At 65.3% G+C, this 18,951-nt stretch carries 17 protein-coding genes; 4 read left to right on the top strand and 13 right to left on the bottom strand.

What is annotated here, in order from left to right; all coding sequences use genetic code 11:
* Positions 1–128: 128 nt before the first annotated feature.
* From FJU11_RS07440 to FJU11_RS07415, 6 genes are all read right to left on the bottom strand, one after another.
* On the bottom strand, positions 129–1,646 hold the full coding sequence (locus FJU11_RS07440; RefSeq protein ID WP_141166405.1) for a carboxypeptidase M32: 1,518 nt from the start codon (positions 1,644–1,646) through the stop codon (positions 129–131).
* A complete protein-coding gene (locus FJU11_RS07435; protein ID WP_141166404.1) occupies positions 1,643–2,698 on the bottom strand; it encodes an ABC transporter ATP-binding protein in 1,056 nt (351 codons plus the stop codon). The genes FJU11_RS07440 and FJU11_RS07435 overlap by 4 nt, the downstream gene beginning before the upstream one ends.
* On the bottom strand, positions 2,695–3,690 hold the full coding sequence (locus FJU11_RS07430; protein WP_141166403.1) for an ABC transporter ATP-binding protein: 996 nt from the start codon (positions 3,688–3,690) through the stop codon (positions 2,695–2,697). The genes FJU11_RS07435 and FJU11_RS07430 overlap by 4 nt, the downstream gene beginning before the upstream one ends.
* Positions 3,687–4,505: an ABC transporter permease gene (locus FJU11_RS07425; RefSeq protein WP_235890883.1), complete on the bottom strand. Its 819-nt coding sequence runs from the start codon at positions 4,503–4,505 to the stop codon at positions 3,687–3,689. Before FJU11_RS07425 ends, FJU11_RS07430 begins: the two co-directional genes overlap by 4 nt.
* 26 nt (positions 4,506–4,531) lie before the next feature.
* A complete protein-coding gene (locus tag FJU11_RS07420) occupies positions 4,532–5,470 on the bottom strand; it encodes an ABC transporter permease (protein ID WP_141166401.1) in 939 nt (312 codons plus the stop codon).
* Positions 5,471–5,584: 114 nt separating this feature from the next.
* The gene (locus tag FJU11_RS07415) at positions 5,585–7,165 is read right to left on the bottom strand and encodes an ABC transporter substrate-binding protein (RefSeq protein ID WP_141166400.1); all 1,581 of its coding nucleotides are present in this window, start codon (positions 7,163–7,165) and stop codon (positions 5,585–5,587) included.
* Positions 7,166–7,316: 151 nt separating this feature from the next.
* Between FJU11_RS07415 and FJU11_RS07410 the strand changes: the two genes are divergently transcribed.
* Genes FJU11_RS07410 through FJU11_RS07400 form a run of 4 tightly spaced genes read left to right on the top strand, consistent with a single transcriptional unit; the run spans position 7,317 to position 10,793 of the window.
* Entirely contained in the window at positions 7,317–8,318 is a 1,002-nt protein-coding gene (locus tag FJU11_RS07410; RefSeq protein ID WP_181408086.1) for a GntR family transcriptional regulator, read from the top strand.
* Positions 8,315–9,016 carry a creatininase family protein gene (locus FJU11_RS18450; RefSeq protein WP_210242857.1) on the top strand — a complete coding sequence of 234 codons (702 nt, stop codon included), beginning with the start codon at positions 8,315–8,317 and terminating at the stop codon, positions 9,014–9,016. Before FJU11_RS07410 ends, FJU11_RS18450 begins: the two co-directional genes overlap by 4 nt.
* The gene (locus tag FJU11_RS07405; RefSeq protein WP_210242856.1) at positions 9,013–10,038 is read left to right on the top strand and encodes a ketopantoate reductase family protein; all 1,026 of its coding nucleotides are present in this window, start codon (positions 9,013–9,015) and stop codon (positions 10,036–10,038) included. Before FJU11_RS18450 ends, FJU11_RS07405 begins: the two co-directional genes overlap by 4 nt.
* Entirely contained in the window at positions 10,035–10,793 is a 759-nt protein-coding gene (locus FJU11_RS07400) for an SDR family NAD(P)-dependent oxidoreductase (RefSeq protein WP_141166397.1), read from the top strand. The genes FJU11_RS07405 and FJU11_RS07400 overlap by 4 nt, the downstream gene beginning before the upstream one ends.
* Before the next feature lie 29 nt (positions 10,794–10,822).
* Here the strand turns inward: FJU11_RS07400 and FJU11_RS07395 are convergent, their stop codons facing one another.
* The 7 genes from FJU11_RS07395 to FJU11_RS07365 all read right to left on the bottom strand — a co-directional run bounded on the left by FJU11_RS07395 (position 10,823) and on the right by FJU11_RS07365 (position 18,791).
* The gene (locus FJU11_RS07395; RefSeq protein ID WP_141166396.1) at positions 10,823–12,637 is read right to left on the bottom strand and encodes an ABC transporter ATP-binding protein; all 1,815 of its coding nucleotides are present in this window, start codon (positions 12,635–12,637) and stop codon (positions 10,823–10,825) included.
* Positions 12,634–13,578, bottom strand: a complete 945-nt coding sequence (locus FJU11_RS07390) for an acetamidase/formamidase family protein (protein ID WP_141166395.1) — start codon at positions 13,576–13,578, stop codon at positions 12,634–12,636. Before FJU11_RS07390 ends, FJU11_RS07395 begins: the two co-directional genes overlap by 4 nt.
* Entirely contained in the window at positions 13,568–15,175 is a 1,608-nt protein-coding gene (locus tag FJU11_RS07385; protein ID WP_407946673.1) for an ABC transporter substrate-binding protein, read from the bottom strand. Before FJU11_RS07385 ends, FJU11_RS07390 begins: the two co-directional genes overlap by 11 nt.
* Before the next feature lie 100 nt (positions 15,176–15,275).
* Positions 15,276–16,196, bottom strand: coding sequence for an ABC transporter permease (locus FJU11_RS07380; protein WP_141166393.1), 921 nt, complete (start codon positions 16,194–16,196; stop codon positions 15,276–15,278).
* Positions 16,193–17,098 (bottom strand): ABC transporter permease, encoded by a 906-nt coding sequence (locus tag FJU11_RS07375; RefSeq protein ID WP_141166392.1) that lies wholly within the window; start codon positions 17,096–17,098, stop codon positions 16,193–16,195. The genes FJU11_RS07380 and FJU11_RS07375 overlap by 4 nt, the downstream gene beginning before the upstream one ends.
* The gene (locus FJU11_RS07370) at positions 17,095–17,700 is read right to left on the bottom strand and encodes an ANTAR domain-containing response regulator (protein WP_141166391.1); all 606 of its coding nucleotides are present in this window, start codon (positions 17,698–17,700) and stop codon (positions 17,095–17,097) included. Before FJU11_RS07370 ends, FJU11_RS07375 begins: the two co-directional genes overlap by 4 nt.
* Entirely contained in the window at positions 17,697–18,791 is a 1,095-nt protein-coding gene (locus tag FJU11_RS07365; RefSeq protein ID WP_141166390.1) for a transporter substrate-binding protein, read from the bottom strand. The genes FJU11_RS07370 and FJU11_RS07365 overlap by 4 nt, the downstream gene beginning before the upstream one ends.
* Positions 18,792–18,951: the final 160 nt, after the last annotated feature.

The following is an 18,951-nucleotide window of genomic DNA, read 5'->3' as shown; positions in this document are numbered from 1 at the left end:
ATCCGGTCCCTCCCTGGACTCTGAAGTCTCACAACCTCAGCATCCCCGGTCCGGACCGGATGGACAACCTAATGAAAGCTCACATCTAGAGTTCCTCCGCCCAGCCCGACGCGTACAGCCGCTCACCCCTATGCCGTCAGCCGGGCAACCTTGTCCTCGAGTTCGCCGATATAGGCCTCGGTCGATAGGGATTGTCCGGTCGCCGCTTCGAGCAGGGCGTTGGGCGAGCGGGAGCGGCCGTGGCGGTGGACATTTTCCCGAAGCCATGCCCGCAACGGTGCGTAATCGCCCGTTTCGAGCCCGTCGGCCACATTCGCGTTCGCAGCGGCGGCACGGAAGAATTGCGCGCTCATGATGTTGCCGATCGTGTAGGTCGGGAACGAGCCGATCATGCCGGACGACCAGTGTACGTCCTGCAGAACGCCGTCCGCATCGTTCGGCACCTCGACGCCGAGATCGGTACGCATGCGCTCCGCCCAGATGGCCGGCAGGTCCGCAACCGCGATCTCGCCTGCCATCAGCCCCGCCTCGATCTCCGCACGCAGCATGATGTGGAAATCGTAGGTCAGCTCGTCCGCCTCGACCCGGATGAGGTTCGGGCGCGGCGCGTTCACGGCACGCCAGAAATCGTCGAGGGAAACGTCGGCGAGTTCGTCGGAAAAGGTCGACCGCAGCGCATCATAGTTGAGTTCCCAGAAGCGATGCGACCGCGCGACCCGGTTTTCCCACAGCCGCGACTGCGATTCGTGCGTGCCGAAGCTCGCGCCGCCGACGGCGTAGAGATTGAGGAAGTCGCAGGCGAACGCCGAGCGTGTGAAGGCCGGGTCGATCCCCTGTTCGTAAGTGCCGTGGCCGACCTCGTGCCACACGGCGAAAAGGCCGCCCGGAAGCCAGGTCTCGCGGAACCGGCCGGTGATGCGCACGTCGCCGCGGGTGAACGAGATCTCGAAGGGATGCGCCGTATCGTCGAGCCGCCCGCGTTCGAAATCGTAGCCGAAGCGGGCCGCGATCTCGCGCGAGAAGGCCTTCTGACGATCGATCGGAAAACGCCGTTCCAGAACGTCCGTTCGCGCCGGCGGGTCGTTGCGTGCGGCTTCGAGCAGGGGCGCGAGTTCCTTCCTCAAGCCGGAAAAGAGCGTGCGAAGCCGTTCCCAGCTCATGTCCGGTTCGTACATGGCCACGAGCGGATCGTAGGGATGCGAATCATAACCGAGCGCCTCGGCGATCGTGCGCTGCATCGCGACGGTACGCTCCAGCCATGGCGCAAAGGCCGCGAAATCGTCGGCCGCACGCGCCTCGACCCACGCCGCCTGCGCCCGGGTCTTGAGTTCCGCGCTTTCGCGCACGAGGTCGGCAGGCAGCCGGGAAAGCTGCGCGATGCCGGCGGCCGCCGTCTCCACCGCGCGAAGGCGAAGATCGTCCGGTCCCACACCTTCGAGTTCCGTTCGGGCGCTCTCGATCGCGCGGGCCATCGCCTCGCCGGTCGCCATGTCCCGGGCAATGCCGGTCAGCGTCGCGATCTGGTGGCTGCGGCCTTCGATGCCCCCCGCCGGCATCATCGTGCGCGAGTCCCAGGCGAGCACGTTCAGCGTGCAAAGAACGTCGTTGAAGCGGGCGATCCCGGTTTCGAAGTCGGCGAAGCTCATGCCCGGTTTTCCTCCTTTTGCCGTTCGGCGACGGCTTCGTTCGACTGTTCGGGCAGCCCGCCGGCGAACTCGGTCAGGTGGCACGCCGCGCGATGGCCGGGTGCGCGCGGATCGAGCGTCGGCCGTTCGGTGAAGCAGCGATCGAAGGCATACGGGCAACGCGTGTTGAAGGGGCAACCCGGCGGAATGTCGAGCGGGCTCGGCAGTTCGCCGCGCGCGGCCGCTACGCGGGTTCGCTTCGCCGGGTCGAGGTCGGGTGCGGCGTCGAGCAGCGCCTTCGAATAGGGATGGCGCGGCGTCGAAAAGAGCGCTTCCGTCGGAGCGATCTCGACGATCCGGCCGAGATACATCACCGCCACGCGGTGCGAGATGTGGCGCACCAGCCGAAGGTCGTGCGCGACGAAGACGACCGTCAGCGAAAGCTCTTCCTGCAGCGTCAGCAGAAGGTTGATGACCTGGGCCTGCACCGAGACGTCGAGCGCCGAGACGAGTTCGTCGGCGACGAGCACATCGGGTTCGAGCGCGAGCGCGCGGGCGATGCCGATGCGCTGACGCTGGCCGCCGGAGAATTCGTGCGGGTAGCGTTCGGCCGCGTCGGACGGCAGGCGGACGAGGTCGAGCAGTTCGGCAATGCGCCCGTCGATCTCGCCGCGCGGGCGCATGCGGTGGACGGTGAGCGCCTCGCTCAGCATACGGCGCACGGTCAGGCGCGGATTGAGCGAACTGTAAGGGTCCTGAAAGATCATCTGGACGCGACGGTTGAACGCCCGCCGCGCGCCGCCCTTCAGGTGGCCGATGTCCCGGTTTTCGAAGAGGATCGTCCCCTCGTCGGGATCGTGCAGGCGCACGAGGCAGCGCGCGAGCGTCGACTTTCCGCAGCCTGATTCGCCGACGACGCCGAGCGTCTCGCCGCGGGTAATATCGAGATCGATCCCGTTCAGCGCGTGGACGGCCGCACGCGGCTCGCCGGCGAGCCGGCTCAGGATCGACTGGCCGGCGTCGAAGTGCTTGGAGACCTGGCGAACGGAAATCAGCGAGCCGTCGTCGCTCATGCCAGCTCCTCGGCGCGCGCCACGCGTTCGTGATGGAAACAGGCGACCGATCGGCCCGGCGCGAAGGGTTCGAGCGCCGGTCGCTCCCGCCGGCATTCGTCGGTCGCGAATTCGCAGCGCGGATGGAACGCACAGCCCGCCGGCAAGCTCGCGAGGCCCGGCGGCGTTCCCTCGATCGAGGCGAGCATGGTTCGCTCGGCCCCACCATGCGGCACGGAACCGAGCAGCCCGCGCGTATAGGGATGGTGCGGCGTGGCGAAGACCTCCGACACCGTTCCCGTCTCGACGATGCGCCCGGCATACATCACCGCCATTCGATCGCACAGCGACGCGACGACGCCGAGATCGTGCGTCACGAAGACGACGCTCATCGAAAACTCGTCGCGCAGGTCGAGCAGCAGCTTCAGGATCTGGTCCTGGATCGTCACGTCGAGCGCCGTCGTCGGCTCGTCGGCGAGAAGCAGCTTCGGCGAGCTCGCGAGCGCGATGGCGATCATCACACGCTGGCGCATGCCGCCGGAAAACTGGTGCGGATACTCGTCGAGCCGACGTGCCGCGGCGGGAATGCCGACGATGTCGAGCAGTTCGAGCGCACGCGCCCGCCGCTCGCGCCGGTTCATGTCCGTATGGGCGCGCAGGTTCTCCTCGATCTGCACGCGCACCGGCAGCACGGGATTGAGTGCCGTCATCGGTTCCTGAAAGATCATCGCGATCTCGCCGCCGCGCATACGCCGCAGTTCCTCCGGCTTCATCGCCATCAGATCGCGCCCCTGCCACGCGACGTTGCCTTCCACCCGGCCGGGCGGATGAACGAGGCGCATCAGCGCACGCAGCGTCACGCTCTTGCCCGAGCCGGACTCGCCGACGAGGCCGAAAACCTCTCCCGGCGCGATGTCGAGATCGACGCCGTCGACGGCGCGTGCCGGACCGCGCGGGGTCTCGAAGGTCGCGCAGAGCCCCCGTACGTGCAGGCCGTCGGTCTTCGCGCTCATCGCCGCGTCCTCAGGAATTCGGCAAGGCCGTCGCCGAAAAGGCTGAAGCCGAGGCCGGTGATGACGATGGCGAGGCCCGGAAAGATCGAGATCCACCAGGCGGTCGTCATGAAGTTCTTGCCGTCGGCGATGAGCACGCCCCATTCGGCCGCCGGCGGCTGCGCGCCGAGGCCGAGATAGCCGAGGCTCGAGCCGAGCAGGATGGCGAGCGCCATGTCCGTCATCCAGTAGACGAGCGCGGGCGTCATCGCGTTCGGCAGGAGGTGACGGAAGACGACGCGGCTCGGCCGATAGCCCATGACGCGGCCGGCATCGGCGTAGTCGAGGCGCTTCTGCACCTTGATCTCGGCGGCCGTCAGCCGGCCGTAGAACACCCAGTCGATGATGCCGACGGCGATGTACATGTTGATGAGCCCCGGTCCGAGCACGGAGACGATCGCGATCACCAGCACGAGGAAGGGAAAGGTGATGATGGCGTCGACCACCCGCCCGAAGAAGGCTTCCGTCAACCCGCCGGCATAGCCGACGACGGCGCCGATCAGGGTGCCGACGATGACCGGAACGATGGTCGCGAAGACGGCGATCTGCATGTCGATCGTATAGGCGTGGATGACGCGCGAAAGCATGTCGCGGCCGTAATTGTCCGTGCCGAAGGGATGGGCGAGCGTCGGCGCATGCAGGAGCGCGCCGTAGTCGAAGGCGTTCGGGTCGTAGGGTGCGAAGAGGCTCGGGAAGAAGGCGAGCACGAAGCTTGCGAACAGGATGATCCCGCCAATGATCATCGTCGCGGGAAGATCGAACAGAACGCGATGCATGCGCGGCCTTTGTCCCGTCACGACCTTCATCGCGCCACCCTCGGGTCGAGCCACGCCTGCACGATGTCGGTCGCGAGGAAGATCAGCGAAACGACGACGGCGAGCGCGATGGTCAGCCCCTGGATCACCGGATAGTCGCGGCCGTAGATGCTGTCGATCATCAGCCGGCCGGCGCCCGGAATGGCGAAGACCGTCTCGGTGACGACGGCGCCCGAAAGCAGCACGCCGATTTGCAGGCCGAAGAGTGCCACCGTCGAGATCAGCGCGTTGCGCAACACGTGGCGGGTCAGCACGAGGCGCGAGCGCAGCCCTTTGGCGCGGGCGAAATCGACGTATTCCGCCCCGACCACGCCGATGACGGCGGCCCTGAGATTGCGCATCAGGATCGCCGAGAGGCTCAGCGCCAGCGTCAGCGCCGGCAGGAACAGATGGTAGAGATGGGCGAAGAACCCGTCGCCGTAGCCCCCGACGGGAAACCAGTGGAGGTTGGCGGAAAAGACGATCAGAAGCACGAGCCCGACATAGAAGACTGGCATCGACAGACCCACCTGGAACGCCCCGCGCACGACGACGTCCGAGGCCCGTCCGCGTCTCAGCGCCGAGACGAAGGCGAGCGGCACCGCCATGACGAGCGCGATCACCGCCGCCATGGCCGTCAGAAGCAGCGTGACCGGCAGCCTTTCCGCGATGAGGCGGGCGACCGGCACCTTGAGCGAGATCGAATTGCCGAGATCGCCGGTAAACACGTTCCGCACGAAATAGAGGAACTGCACGAAGATCGGCTGATCGAGGCCGAGCCGTGCGTTGATGCGCGCGACATCCGCGTCGCGTGCCCGGTCGCCGAGGATGGCGCTTGCCGGATCCCCCGGCAGGAGCCGGACGAGCACGAACGTCACGACGAGGATGAAGACGATCGTCGGGATCATCTGCAGGACGCGGCGGAAGATGAAGCTGGCGAAGGACACGGGGATCAGGCGTCTCGATGTTCTGAAGCCGGCCGGTCCCTTGCGGCCGACCCGTTAAGCGGAAACACGGGCGCCGGAATGAGCCGCCGTGTCCCCGCTATCGCTGAAGCTCGTTTATTGATCGAGCCAAGCCGAGCGGAAGATGTTGTTGCCGAGCGGGATCTGCACGTAGCCGTGCACCTTCGGTGAAAGCGCCACCGGATAGGGCGATTCGTAGAGCGAGATCGTCGGACCCGAGGAGTTGTAGATCTCCTGAATACGCTTGTACTGCTCGGCCCGCTTGTCGTGATCGAGTTCCTGCTGGGACGCCTCGTAGAGCTTGTTCGCCTCGTCGCTCTTCCAGCCGCTGTGCACGGCGTCGATGTTCGGCGAATAGACGTAGTACGAGGTGATCTCGTTCGGATCCGCGATGTCGTCGGTCCAGGCACCGGCGCGCATCTGGAAGTTGCCGTCGCGGTATTTCTGGGTGCGCGAGGCGTTGTCGACCTGCTGGATGTCGAGCTTCACGCCGATCTGGCTCCACATCTGTTGCAGCGCGGTGGCCGTGCCGATCTCATCCTGGCTGCCGGCGAGCACGAGGATCGAAGTCTTGAAACCGTCGGGATAACCGGCTTCCTTCATCAGCGACTTCGCCTTGTCGAGATCGTAGGGGTAGACGGCCTTGCCGTCGCCGGTATGCAGCGGCGTCGCCGAGGACATGTAGGAACTCATCGGCGAGCCGACGCCGTTCGTGACCACCTGAATGATGGCCTTCTTGTTGGCCGCGTAATTCAGCGCCTGGCGAACCTTCGGCTTGGAGATCGGGTTGTCCTTGCCGTTCACCTTCTGGCGCACGTTCATGATGATGTCGGCGACGCGCGTCGAGGGGAAAAGCTTCATGTCGACGTTTGGAGCGTCCTGAAGCTCCTTGACGCGGGAATAGGGAATGAGCTCCGCGCCGTCGAGTTCGCCCGACTTCAGCTTCAGGATGCGCGTCGCGTCGTCGGGGAGGACCTCGAAGGTGACGCCGTCGAGATAGGGCAGCGGCTTTCCGTCTTCGCCCTTGGCCCAGTAATGCTCGTTCTTGACGAGCTTCATGGTCGAGCCGCGATCCCACGACTTCAGGACGAACGGCCCGGAGCCGACCATGTGCTGGGCGAAGTTCTCGGCCTTTTCGCGCATCGTCTTGCCGTCCGAGGCCTCGAAGGCCTTCTTCGGCATGATCGCGGTATTGAAGACGGTCAATGCCGCCAGGATCGCCGGATCGGGATGCTTCAGATGCAGGACGATCTGGTCGTCGCCCTTCGCCTCGACCGTGTCGATGGACTGAACCAGGAAGTTCCAGATGCCGTTATCCGGGTTCTTCGCCCGGTCGAGAGACCACTTCACGTCTTCCTGCGTGATTGGCGAGCCGTCGGAGAACTCGGCGCCTTGCCGCAATGTGAGCGTGACGGTCTTGCCGTCCTCGGAAACGTTCCATTTCGTCGCCAGTCCGGGCTTCAGCCCCTTGCCGTCGTCGGTCGGCAGGATCAACGTGTCGTAGAGATTGGTCAGGATCCAGATGTCGACATTGGCGTCGTTGAGGACCGGATCGAGGAAAAGGCTGTCGGCGTAGCGACCATAGGTCATGGTGCCGCCCCGTTCGATCGCGAGCGACGGAAGAGCCGAACTGAAAAGGAATGTTGCCGTCAGCGCGGCAGCCAGAATGCGCTTCATGAAGTTCCCCTTCGATCTGAAAGCGTTCTACTTTTTCAGTACGCTTCCATGGCCCCGCCACCTTGTCAACGCCTTAGTCTGTGCGAAAGTGTGGAAACGCCCTTGCTAAGGTCTCCAGCAGCGTCCTATGCGTATTACAGGACTAGAACGCTTGAGGGGTGACATGGAGTTCTTCGTCGACCGTACGCTTCCGGTCGGCCTGCGCACGCAGCTACAGGGCCTGATCGAGTACGGCATCGCATGCGGCGAGCTGATGCCCGGAGCGGCCCTGCCCTCCGTGCGCGAGCTTTCCGAAACGGTCGGCGTGGCGCCCATGACGGTGAGCCAGGTTTATACCGATCTCAAGCGTGCCGGCCTGATCGAAACGCGGCCGGGTGCGGGCTCCTTCGTCAGCCACAGCGGTTCCACCTCGCGAGGCGCCATGCGTCAAGGCGGTGCGAAGCTCCACCACCAGATCAACGACCTCGTCGACGCCGGCGAGGCGATGGGGCTCGGCGCGAGCGAACTCGTCGCCCTCGTCCACGCGAGCGCCGTCTATCGCGAACGCGTCGGCCGGCGCTTCCGCATCGCGCTCGTCGGGCTCTTCCCGGCTGCGACGGCGAGCTACGCCCGCCGTCTCGGCGAACAGGTCGGCCGGGCGGCGACTGTCGAGCCGATGACCGTCGCCGAAATCGAGCGCGACGCGGAAAAGCTGATGCGAGCCAAGGCGGCCGACCTCGTCGTCACCTTCGCCAATCGCCGCCGGGAGGTCGCCGCCCTCGTACCGGGTACCCGGGTGGCGGCGGTAAGCTTCATTCCGTCCGAGGAAACGCGGCGTGCCCTCGCCTCGCTCGATTCCAATCACCGCATTGCCGCGGTCTCGCGCTTCGCCGATTTCCTACCGATCATGACGGCGGGCGTTCGTCGTTTTGCGCCCCACCTCGAAACGGTACGCGGCGTCACCATCGAGACCGAGGGCCTCGACGATATCGTCGCCTGGGCGGACGCCGTCATCTACGCGACGGGCGCGGAATCGGTCGTCGCGCATGTTTCCGGCGACAAGACCGTCTTCGAATACCGCCACGCACCCGATGCCGCAGACGTCGAACGCGAGATCATTCCGCTGATCGGCAGATCGGCCGAACCCATCCAGGAAGACAAGGAAGCCTCATGAAGATCGCCGAGATGAACTGGAGCCAGGTCGAGGCCTATCTGAAGCATGACGATCGCTGCGTCCTGCCGCTCGGCAGCACCGAGCAGCACGCCAATCTCTCGCTTTCCGTCGATTCGATCCTTTCCGAAAAGGTCGCGGCGGACGCGGCCGAACCGCTCGGCGTTCCCGTCTTTCCTGCCGTGGCCTACGGGCTGACGCCGCGCTTCATGGCCTATCCGGGCACGGTCTCGCTTTCCGTGGCGACCTATCTCGCGGTCGTTCGCGACATCCTCGATTCGCTGGCGAGCACCGGCTTCCGCCGCATCCTGCTGGTTAACGGCCATGGCGGAAACGTGCCGGCGGGCAATCTGGCGCTCGAATGGATGGGCGAGAACCCGGACGTCGCGGTGAAGCTGCACAATTGGTGGAACGCGCCGAAGACCTTCGCCAAGGTGCAGGAGATCGATCCCGTCGCCTCGCACGCCTCCTGGATGGAAAACTTCCCCTGGACGCGGCTCGCCGGCATCGAACAGCCGACCCAGCAAAAGCCGATGGTCGATTTCGCCCGGATGAGCGTGATGAGTGCCGACACGCTGCGCGGCTATCTCGGCGACGGCAATTTCGGCGGCTATTACGAAAAGTCCGACGACGAGATGGAAGCGCTCTGGGCGGTCGGCGTCGAGGAGACCCGCGCGCAGCTCGAGGGTCCGTGGTCGTGAGCGGCCCGATCCTGATCTGGGGCGCTGGCGCCATCGGCGGGACGCTCGCGGCCGCCTTCGCCCGCACGGGCGAAGAGGTCGTGCTCGTCGACGCCGCGGCCGATCACGTCATGGCGATCGAGGCGCACGGGCTGACGATCGAGGGGCCGATCTTCGGCGATACCGTTCGTCTGCCCGCCTTCACGCCCGAAGCGCTTCGGGGCACGTTCGAGCGGACCTTTCTCTGCGTGAAGGCGCATCATACCAATGCCGCCATTCGCGCCCTGAAACCGCATCTTGCAGAAGACGGCTTCGTCGTCTCGGCCCAGAACGGGCTCAACGAACGGGTCATCGCCGACACGGTCGGCGCCGAGCGGACCGTCGGCTGCTTCGTGAATTTCGGCGCGGACTATCTGGCGCCCGGCCATGTGCATTACAGCGGCCACGGCGCCGTCGTCGTCGGCGAACTCGACGGATCGGCAAGCCCGCGCATCGACGCCCTTTACGCCCTGATGCAGCGCTTCGAACCGAAAGCGGTGCTGACGGACAACATCTGGGGCTATCTCTGGGGCAAGCTCGTCTACGGCACGCTCCTCTTCGCGACCGCGCTCACCGACGACAGCATCGCCGACGTGCTCGACGAGCGGCGCTTCCGCCCTCTCCTCACGCGCCTGGCACAGGAAGTCGGCGCGGTCGCCGATGCGGCAGGCGTGAAGCCCGAACCTTTCGACGGCTTCGATCCGCTCGCCTTTTCACCCGGTGCCGACAAGGAAAGGACCGAGCGCTCCTTCGACGACATGGTGGCGCACAACCGGCGCTCGGAAAAGTCGCATTCCGGCATCTGGCGCGACCTCGCGATCCGCAAGCGGGCGACCGAGGTCGACGCCCAGCTTGGCCCCATCGTCTCGACCGGCCATGCGCACGGTGTTCCGACACCGTTGACCGAGCGGGTGGTCGCGATGATCCACGAGATCGAAACCGGCGACCGTCCGCTCGATTTTGCGAATCTGTCGGAACTGGAAAATCTGGAAACCGCGCGATGAATTTCGATTTCTCCGGTCGGACCGTACTCGTCACCGGCGGTGCGATCGGCTTCGGCCGTGCCATCGCGCACGCCTTCGCCGAGCGCGGGGCGGACGTTCACGTCTTCGATATCGACGAGGCCGGGCTCGAAGAGACGGCGCGCTCGGCGCGCGGCGCCGTGCATTCCCATGTTCTCGACGTCGGCGATCGGGCCGCCGTTCAGTCCGCGGTCGGCGGCATCGCCGCGAAGACGGGCCGTATCGACGTCCTCGTGAACAATGCCGGCGGCGTTCGCGGCCAGACCGGCCGGCCGATCGAAGAGATCGGCGAGGACGACTGGCGGGCGATCTTCGCCGTTAACCTGGACGGCGCGTTCTTCATGAGCCAGGCCGTCGCGCCGACGATGAAGGAGCGAACCTTCGGGCGCATCGTCAACATCGCGAGCGGCGCCGGCCTCGGGGTCAGCCTGACGGGCATCCAAGCCTATGCGAGCGCGAAGGCCGGCCAGATCGGCCTGACGCGCCAGCTCGCCCACGAACTCGGCGCGTTCGGCATCACGGTCAACAGCGTCGCCCCCGGCTTCGTGCGCTCCAATCCCGCGACCGAACGCCAATGGGAGGCGATGGGCACCGAAGGACAGACCCGCCTCGTCGAATCGATCGCGCTGAAACGCCGCGGCACGCCCGAAGACATCGCCGCGATGGTGCTTTTCTTCGCAAGCGAAAACGCCGGCTGGATCTCCGGCCAGATCATCAGCGTCGACGGCGGGAAATAGGGACAGGCGCTTTTCGCAACCTCCCCCGATCACACACGCACCGCCTCCTCGGCCACGAGATGTCCGCCGCCCACATCCTGCAGGGTCAGACGTTCGGGCGGATCGTTCAGCTTGCGCACCGGCGTCGGGATCTCGCCCGTCATACGGATGAAAGGCGCGCGCTCGTAGTTCGGATCGGGAACCGGAACGGCCTCGATGAGGCGTCGCGTATAGGGATGACGCGGGTCGGCGAAGATCTGAGCGCAGCTTCCCATTTCGACGATCTGCCCGAGATACATCACCGCCACGCGGTCGGAGATCGTCTCGACCACGGCCATGTCGTGCGAGATGAACAGATAGGCGATGCCGAACTCGGCCTGCAACTCCTTCAGGAGATCGAGCACGCGCGCCTGAACCGAGACGTCGAGTGCGGAAACGCTTTCGTCGGCGACGATCAGCTTCGGCCGCAGCGCCAAAGCCCTCGCGATGCAGATGCGCTGGCGCTGGCCGCCGGAAAATTCGTGCGGATAGCGGCGCACCTGATCCGCCGTCAGACCGACGCGCTCGAAGAGCTCGACCACGCGCTCGTTCCGCTCCCGCGGCTTGCCGACATCGTGGATATCGAGCGGTTCGCGCACGAGGTCGCCGACCGTCATGCGCGAATCGAGCGAGGCGAACGGGTCCTGGAAGATCATCTGGATATCGCGACGTACCCGCTTCCGGCCCGCACGGTCGAGCCCGCCGATATTGCGTCCGTCGAGGATCAGATCGCCCTCATAGGGCACGAGGCCGGCGATCGCCTTCGCCGTCGTCGACTTGCCGCAGCCGGACTCGCCGACGAGCGAGAAGGTTTCGCGTGCTTGGATATCGAATGAGATCCCTTCGACGGCGTGCACCCGGCGGTTCACCCGCCCGAGAACACCGCCGGTCAGATCGAACCGGACACTCAAATCATGCGCAGAAAGAAGCGTCTTCGCCGCGCCGCGCCTTTCGGCATCCGGGATACGATCGCGCGACGTTCCCATGCGCGGCACCGCCGCGAGCAGTTCGCGCGTATAGGGCTCGCGCGGCTTTGCGAAGAGTACGTCGATCGCGTTCTCCTCGACCATCTTACCGTTGCGCAGCACGATCACGCGATCGGCCGTCTCGGCGACGACGCCCATATCGTGCGTGATGAGGATGATCGCGGTGCCGAGATCGCGCTGAAGGTCTTTCAAAAGCTGCAGGATCTGCGCCTGAACGGTCACGTCGAGCGCCGTCGTCGGCTCGTCCGCGATGAGGACGTCCGGCTTCAGCGCCAGGGCCATCGCAATGACGACCCGCTGGCGCATGCCGCCGGAAAGTTCGTGCGGATGCTGGGAGAGCCGGCTTTCGGCTTCGGGAATGCGCACGGCGTTCAGCGCCTCGATGGCGCGTTCGCGCGCCTGCCGGCGACCGATCGGCTCGTGCGCCTGGATCGCCTCGATCACCTGCCGGCCGATCGTCAGCACCGGATTGAGCGAGGTCATCGGCTCCTGGAAGATCATCGCAACGCGATCGCCGCGGATGCGGCGCATGCCGGCTTCGCCGAGACGGGCGAGATCGGTCTCGCCGAGCAGGACGCGGCCACCTGCAAGCCGCGCCGCCGGCTTCGGCAGCAGACCCATGATCGCGAGCGACGTCATCGACTTACCGGAGCCGGACTCGCCGGCCAGAGCCAGCGTCTCGCCGCGCCGTACCTCGAAGCTCAAATCGGAAACGACGGGCCGCGACCCGTCTTCCCCGTCGACCATAACCGTCAAACCGTCGACGCGAAGGACGGGCTCGCCGGTTTGTGAGGCCGGCATTACGGTACCGGCCTCGCTGATCGCTTCGCTTACGCTCATTCGAAGACCGTGCGCGGGAAATAGAACGACACGACCCAGTTCGGTTGGTCGACGATCTCGGAGATGCGCAGGTCACCACAGACGGAACACAGCATGTAGGCATCGACCGGCGCGAGCTTGTGGCGTGCGGCGAGCAGATCGACCATCTGCGAGACGGCCGCCCGAGCGCCTTCCATCAGGTCGGCACCGACGCCCGTCGTCACCTCGTAGCCCTTCACGTCGAGGTGGCGCGTGACCGGTCCCGGCGTTGTGAAGCGCGGCATCCGAAGATTGGCCGCCTTCTCGAGTTCGAAGGTCAGAACGGCATTCATCGGACTTTCGATCGCCGTTCCGCACACCTCGCCGTCGCCCTGTGCGGCATGGGTATCGCCGACGGAAAAGAGCGCGCCCGCCACTTCCACAGGCAGGTAGAGCACCGTGCCGGCGGAAAGATCGCGAATGTCGAGATTGCCGCCGACGCGGCGCGGCGGAACGACCGAATGATGGCCCGGTTCGGCAAGCGCATTGCCGATCGTGCCGGCAAACGGCTTCAGCGGCACCCGCCCATGCTCACCGAAGAGGGCCGGCTCGAGCGAGCCCTTGTCGTAGGACCAGATGTTGAGGGCCGGTTCCTCGAACTGGTCGGCCAACAGCCCGAAGCCCGGGATGTTCGCCGTCCACCCGAAGCCGGACGGCTTGAACTCCCCGATCGTGATCTTCAACGCATCCCCCGGTTCGGCGCCGTCGACGACGATCGGCCCGGTCACGGGATTGATCTTGTCGAAGTCGAACGCCGCCATGTCGGCGATCGTGCTTTCGGGCGTCAGCTGGCCGCCGGAGGAATCGATGCACTCGAACTCGACCGTCGTGCCCGGTGCGACCGTGCGCACCGGTTCGATGGAATTGTCCCAGCCGAAATGATGGTGGTGGCTGTGGATCGTGTATTCCGGGCTATTGCACATTCTTCACCCACACATGGTCGTAGTTCACGGGGATGTTGATGGGATCGGCGTAGAACTTGTCCGGTCCGCCCATCCGGTCCGACTTGATGGTGTAGCGCTTCTCGTGGAAGACCGGCACCCAGGGCGCATCGTCCATGACCTTGTGATAGACGTCCTTCCACATGTCGTAGCGCTGCTGCTGCTTGCCCGGCGCGACGATCGCATCGGCCTTGGCGGCTTCCGCGTCGAGATCCTCGTTGCAGTATTTCGCCCAGTTCCAGCCGCCCTCGGCGGCACCGGAACAGCCCAGAATTGGCCAGTAGAAGTTCGAGGGATCGGGATAGTCCGCGATCCAGGCCATGCCGCCGGACCAGATCATCGGCACGCCGTCCTTCGATCCGCCGGCCGAGATCACGTTCGCCTGGGCAAGCGACTTGATGTCCACCTTGATGCCGATCTTCGACAGATCCTGCTGGATCGCCTGTGCGATGCGCGGCTGCGGATCGGTGTTGTAGACGTAGAGCTGCGTCTCGAAGCCGTCCGGATGGCCGGCGTCGGCGAGCATCTTCTTCGCAGCTTCCGGATCGTACTTATAACCCTCGTAGCTCTTGTCGTAGGCCGGCATCAGCGGCGGAAGCGGCTGGCTCGCAGGCGTCGCACGGCCATTGATGATCTGGATGATGCGCCGCTTGTTGATCGCCATGTTGACGGCCTTGCGCACCTTCACGTCGTCGAAGGGCTTCTCCGTCGTGTTCATGGTGATGTAGCCGGTTTGAAGCTGGTCGCCGGAGACGACCTCCTTCTTCTGTTTCGGATCGTTCATCACTTCGAGGAACTTCGCCGGCGGAATGCCGTCCCCGGCAATGTCGACCTCGCCGCGCTGCAGGCGCAGCAATGCAACGATCGGCTCCTGCCCGAACTGGAAGGTGATCTGGTCGAGATGCGGCAGACCCTTGCGAAAATAGTCGTCGTTCTTGACGAAGACGAGCTGCTGACCGAGCGACCAGTTCTTCATCTTGAAGGCGCCGGTGCCGACCGGGTTCTTGCCGAAATCGTCGCCGTACTTCTCGACCGCTTCCTTCGGCACGACGAAGGCGAAGTTCAACGCCATCTTGTGCAGGAAGGCGGCGTCCGGCTCGTCGAGGTCGATCTCGACCGTATGCGGATCGACGACCTTTACGCCCTTGAGATGTTCGGCCTTGCCGTCGGCGACATCCTGATAACCGGCGATCGAAGAGAAGAAGCCGGCCCCCGGGCTCTTCGTCTTCGGATCGACGACGCGGTCCAGCGAATATTGTACGTCATCGGCCGTCATCGTCCGGCCGTTGTGGAATTTCACGCCGTCGCGGAGCTTGAACGTATAGGTCTTGCCGTCGTCGGAAACGGTATAGCTCTCGGCGAGGTCCGGTTCGAGTTCGGTCGTGCCAGCCTTGTAGCCCATCAGTCCGTCGAACAGGCTCTTGATCATCGACCAGTTCTGCCAGTCGTAGCCGATCGCGGGGTCGAGCGTCGCAACGTCGTTGTTGAAGGTGACGGTGATCGCGCCGCCATCCTGCGCCTTCGTGGCGGATGCGTCGGTCGCGCCCTTGTCGCCGCTCGATTGCGCTTTTGCGGGCATCGCGCCGAGGGCAATGCCGATCGCAAGGGTGGCGACCCCTGCATAGAATGCTTTCTTCATGCTTGCCTCCGTGATCGTGGAACGTTGGGTAGGAATTGCGTCATCTGAGCTTGATCCTCGGGTCGATGAACGGCGCCACCACGTCGGCAAGCAGATTGCCGAGCACGATGGCGATCGCCGAGACGAGCGTAACGCCCATGATGATGGGAATGTCGACGCGCTGGATCGCCTGCCAGGCGAGCTGGCCGATGCCGGGCCAGCCGAACACGCTTTCGACCACCACGATACCGCTCATGAAGAGGCCGATATCGATGCCGATCATCGCGATGACCGGCAGGATCGCGTTCGGCAGGGCATGCCGGAAGACGACGACGAAGCGCTTCAGCCCCTTGGCGCGCGCGGTGCGGATATAATCCTGTCGCAGGACGTCGATCATCGACGAGCGCATCATGCGCGAATACCAGCCTGCCCCGAGCACGCCGAGCGTCAGCGATGGCAGCACGAGATGCGAAAACGTGCCGTAGCCGCCGATCGGGAACCAGCCGAGCCTCACGGCAAAGACGTAGAGAAGCAGGAGCCCGGTCACGAATTGCGGCGCGGAAACGCCGACGAAGGAAACGACCATCAGCCCCTGGTCGGTGTTCGTCCCGCGCCGCAAGGCCGCAACGAGGCCCATCGTCAGCCCCATCGCCAGTTCGCAGACGATCGCGCCGAGCATGAGGAGCAGGGTCGCCGGCAGTCGCGCCGCAACGAGGTCCGCGACCTCGGTGCGTTGCAGGTAGGAGCGGCCGAAATCGCCATGGAGAAGGCCAAGGAAATAGCGCCAGTACTGCACGATGAAGGGATCGTTCAGGCCCAGTTGCTCGCGAATGTTCGCGACCGTCTCCGCCGTGGCGCTACGCCCCGCGATCTGGCGCGCGGGATCGGCGGGAAGAACGTAGAGCAGCGCGTAGGTGACGATCGAGACGCCGATCAGGATGAGGATCGATTGGAGAAGCCGCCGGACGAGGTAGCCGATCATGACAGGATCCCCCGTTGCGTCGGGTCCAGGATGTCACGCAGCGCATCGCCGACGAGATTGAAGGCAAGCGCGAGCGCCAAGATCGCCGCACCGGGAAAGAAGACCAGCCAGGGTGCGGCCTGGAAGTAGGTCTGGTTCTCGAAGATGATGTTGCCCCAGGAAGGGGTCGGCGGCTGCACGCCGACGCCAAGATAGGAAAGCGTCGCCTCGAGAAGCACGGTGACGGAAATCCCGAGTGTCCCCCACACGATGATGATCGGAACAAGGTGCGGCAGGATGTGCTTCGTGAGGATGCGCATGGAGCCGGCGCCAAGCGAGCGTTCGGCATCGACGAACTCCCGCTCGCTGATCGAACGCGTCTCGGTATAGACGACGCGCGCGATCTGCACCCAGTTGACGAGCGCGATCACCATGGCGACGATCCACAGGCTCGGCGTGAAGACGGCCGCCAGGCAGATTGCGAGCAGGAGCGCGGGAAAGGCCATCATCAGATCGGTGAAGCGCATGAGGATCGTGCCGACCCAGCCGCGGAAATAGCCGGCCGTGATGCCGACGGCGCTGCCGATCGCCAGCGATACGCCGTTCGCCACGATGCCGATGATGAGCGACGTGCGTGCGCCGAACAGGATGCGCGTGAGGAGATCGCGGCCGAGCAGGTCCGTTCCGAGCAGGAAATGCCCGTTCGGTGGCAGGGGCGCGCCCTGCAGCGTCAGCCCGTCGAACATCTGGTCGTCGACGCCGTAGGGTGTCAGCCAGGGTGCGAAGATCGCCCCGAATGTGACGATCCCGATGATTGCCAAGCCGACGACGGCGAGCGGCCGCGAGAGGAGCCGGCGAAGCGTGCCCCGTGGCGCGCGTCGCCGGACGGGGCCTGCGGAGGTTTCTTCCGTCGTCGCGCTCATCCGGCTCTCCTCTTGGCCGGACCGGTACGCGGCGGCTCGCCGGAAGCTGCCATCACGCGTGCGGCAGCCTCTTCCATCGTCACCCGCCAGTCCATCGCGAGATGGCGCAGACGATCGAAGCCCGCCTCCTCCCCACCGTCGCCACCAAGGACCGCGACGGCACGAACGATCGTCTGGCGTTCGGCCACGCGCTCGCGGAGCGTCTCGATCTCGGCTGTCTGCTGCATTCGGCGTTCGAAGGTCTGCCGCGCGATCAGAAGAGAGGAATAGACGCCCGCACTGCCGACCGGCTTGAGCAATTGGGCGTTCGCCTCGCGGGACAGCGCCCATTCGATACGCCCCGGCGCTTCCGAGCCGATCAGCATGATCGTCGGAAGCGGTGCGGCACCGGCAGCCCAGGGAAACTGCGCATCGAAGCCCATATCGGCGTCGAAAAAGAGGAAGTCGGCGGCGACGACGCTTGCCGGCAGGTCCGGCCAGCAGGGTTCCGGCACGAGGCCGATCGCCGAGAGCTGCCGCGCCAGCGCATCCACCACGTCATGTGGCCGATGAAGGATGACGGCACGTGCCCCGCCGAGATTGGGAATGCGCTGCCGGGTCACGAGACGACCCTCAGGGTGCGTGCGAAGGCGGTATGGGGATCGTAGCGCGAAAGGTAGGGATCGGGCGCGACGAGCCCGCAGCTGCCGTCCACAATGGTGAACCGGCCGTCTTCGATGCGCGCGATATGCACCGGCAGATGGGCATGCCGTGTCTGCAGATCGAACGCGATCCGGCCGAACGGCGTGTCAAAAGGCCCGCGTGCGAGGTCGAGCGCGCCGCCGGCACCGCCGCCCTGCACCACGGTTTGCGCGAGTACGCGGATTGCGCTCTCGGCAGCCATCATGAACGAGGATCGCCGCGCCCCGGCGCCGGTCGGCCGCGTGTCGAAGAAGGGTCCGGCGGCGATATGCCCCTCGCCCGCCCGGCCGATTGCGCCAAGTTCGGCTTCGGTAAGGTTGCAGCTCAGCACCGGGCAATTCGCCGACGCAAACCACGGATCGCATTCGCCGAGTTCGGCATACGCCTTCAGGAAAGCGTAGGAGGTCGCGCCGACGAAATTGTTGAGAACGAAGCTCGGCCGCGTCTGCCGGATCTCCTCGACGATGCGGCCGACATCCTCGTCGCCGAGCGCGAGGTGCCGTTCGCCGAGAACGCTGCCGCCGGCATCGTGGACGAGATCGCGCGCGATCCGGTTCGTTTCCCAGCCCCAGATGTAGTTCGAGCCGACGAGGAACGCGCGCACCCCGAAGCGCGGGATCGCGTATCGCATCAACGGCAGGATGTGCTGGTTCGGGCAGGCATGCATGTAGACGACGTGGTCGTTCGCCTCGAAGCCCTCGTAGGGCGCGGCGTACCACAGCGTTCCGCCGGTCTTCTCGAGCGCGGGGATCACCTCCTTGCGGCTCCACGAGGTGATGCAGCCGACGATGTGATCGACCCTTTCGCCACGCAGCAGCTCTTCCGCCAGCGGCGCGTAGCGGTCGATGTTGCCTGCCGGATCGCGCTCGACCGCCTCGATCTCGATCGGAAGGGACGCATCACCGTTCACCGCCTCGATCGCGGCGAGCGCACCCGCACGGCAGCCTTGCGAAAGCAGCGCATAGGTTCCGCTGAGGGAATAGAGAAGTCCGACCCGTAGCCGTCTGCGCATCGCCGGTATCCCGAACGAAAAACGCCTCGTCCGCCGGGCCTTCTGGAAAGACCGAGCGACGACGAGGCGTGTTTGCCCTTAGCTCATGGAGCTGATTTTCAACGGAAGCGTAACCGAGCCGACAACGGAGTCAACGCTTTCCGAAAAAATTTTATGCACC

The sequence above is a fragment of the Pararhizobium mangrovi genome (assembly GCF_006516965.1).
Taxonomy (GTDB): domain Bacteria; phylum Pseudomonadota; class Alphaproteobacteria; order Rhizobiales; family Rhizobiaceae; genus Pararhizobium_B; species Pararhizobium_B mangrovi.
Note: the sequence above shows the minus strand (reverse complement) of the source record. Positions and strands in the feature narration are given on the sequence as shown.

What these genes read in the sequence shown, in the direction of transcription:
- FJU11_RS07440 (WP_141166405.1), bottom strand. Translation starts at nt 1,646, where the DNA reads ATGAGCTTCGCCGACTTCGAAACCGGGATCGCCCGCTTCAACGACGTT.
- FJU11_RS07435 (WP_141166404.1), bottom strand. Translation starts at nt 2,698, where the DNA reads ATGAGCGACGACGGCTCGCTGATTTCCGTTCGCCAGGTCTCCAAGCAC.
- FJU11_RS07430 (WP_141166403.1), bottom strand. Translation starts at nt 3,690, where the DNA reads ATGAGCGCGAAGACCGACGGCCTGCACGTACGGGGGCTCTGCGCGACC.
- FJU11_RS07425 (WP_235890883.1), bottom strand. Translation starts at nt 4,505, where the DNA reads ATGCATCGCGTTCTGTTCGATCTTCCCGCGACGATGATCATTGGCGGG.
- FJU11_RS07415 (WP_141166400.1), bottom strand. Translation starts at nt 7,165, where the DNA reads ATGAAGCGCATTCTGGCTGCCGCGCTGACGGCAACATTCCTTTTCAGT.
- FJU11_RS18450 (WP_210242857.1), top strand. Translation starts at nt 8,315, where the DNA reads ATGAAGATCGCCGAGATGAACTGGAGCCAGGTCGAGGCCTATCTGAAG.
- FJU11_RS07400 (WP_141166397.1), top strand. Translation starts at nt 10,035, where the DNA reads ATGAATTTCGATTTCTCCGGTCGGACCGTACTCGTCACCGGCGGTGCG.
- FJU11_RS07395 (WP_141166396.1), bottom strand. Translation starts at nt 12,637, where the DNA reads ATGAGCGTAAGCGAAGCGATCAGCGAGGCCGGTACCGTAATGCCGGCC.
- FJU11_RS07390 (WP_141166395.1), bottom strand. Translation starts at nt 13,578, where the DNA reads ATGTGCAATAGCCCGGAATACACGATCCACAGCCACCACCATCATTTC.
- FJU11_RS07385 (WP_407946673.1), bottom strand. Translation starts at nt 15,175, where the DNA reads ATGCCCGCAAAAGCGCAATCGAGCGGCGACAAGGGCGCGACCGACGCA.
- FJU11_RS07380 (WP_141166393.1), bottom strand. Translation starts at nt 16,196, where the DNA reads ATGATCGGCTACCTCGTCCGGCGGCTTCTCCAATCGATCCTCATCCTG.
- FJU11_RS07375 (WP_141166392.1), bottom strand. Translation starts at nt 17,098, where the DNA reads ATGAGCGCGACGACGGAAGAAACCTCCGCAGGCCCCGTCCGGCGACGC.
- FJU11_RS07365 (WP_141166390.1), bottom strand. Translation starts at nt 18,791, where the DNA reads ATGCGCAGACGGCTACGGGTCGGACTTCTCTATTCCCTCAGCGGAACC.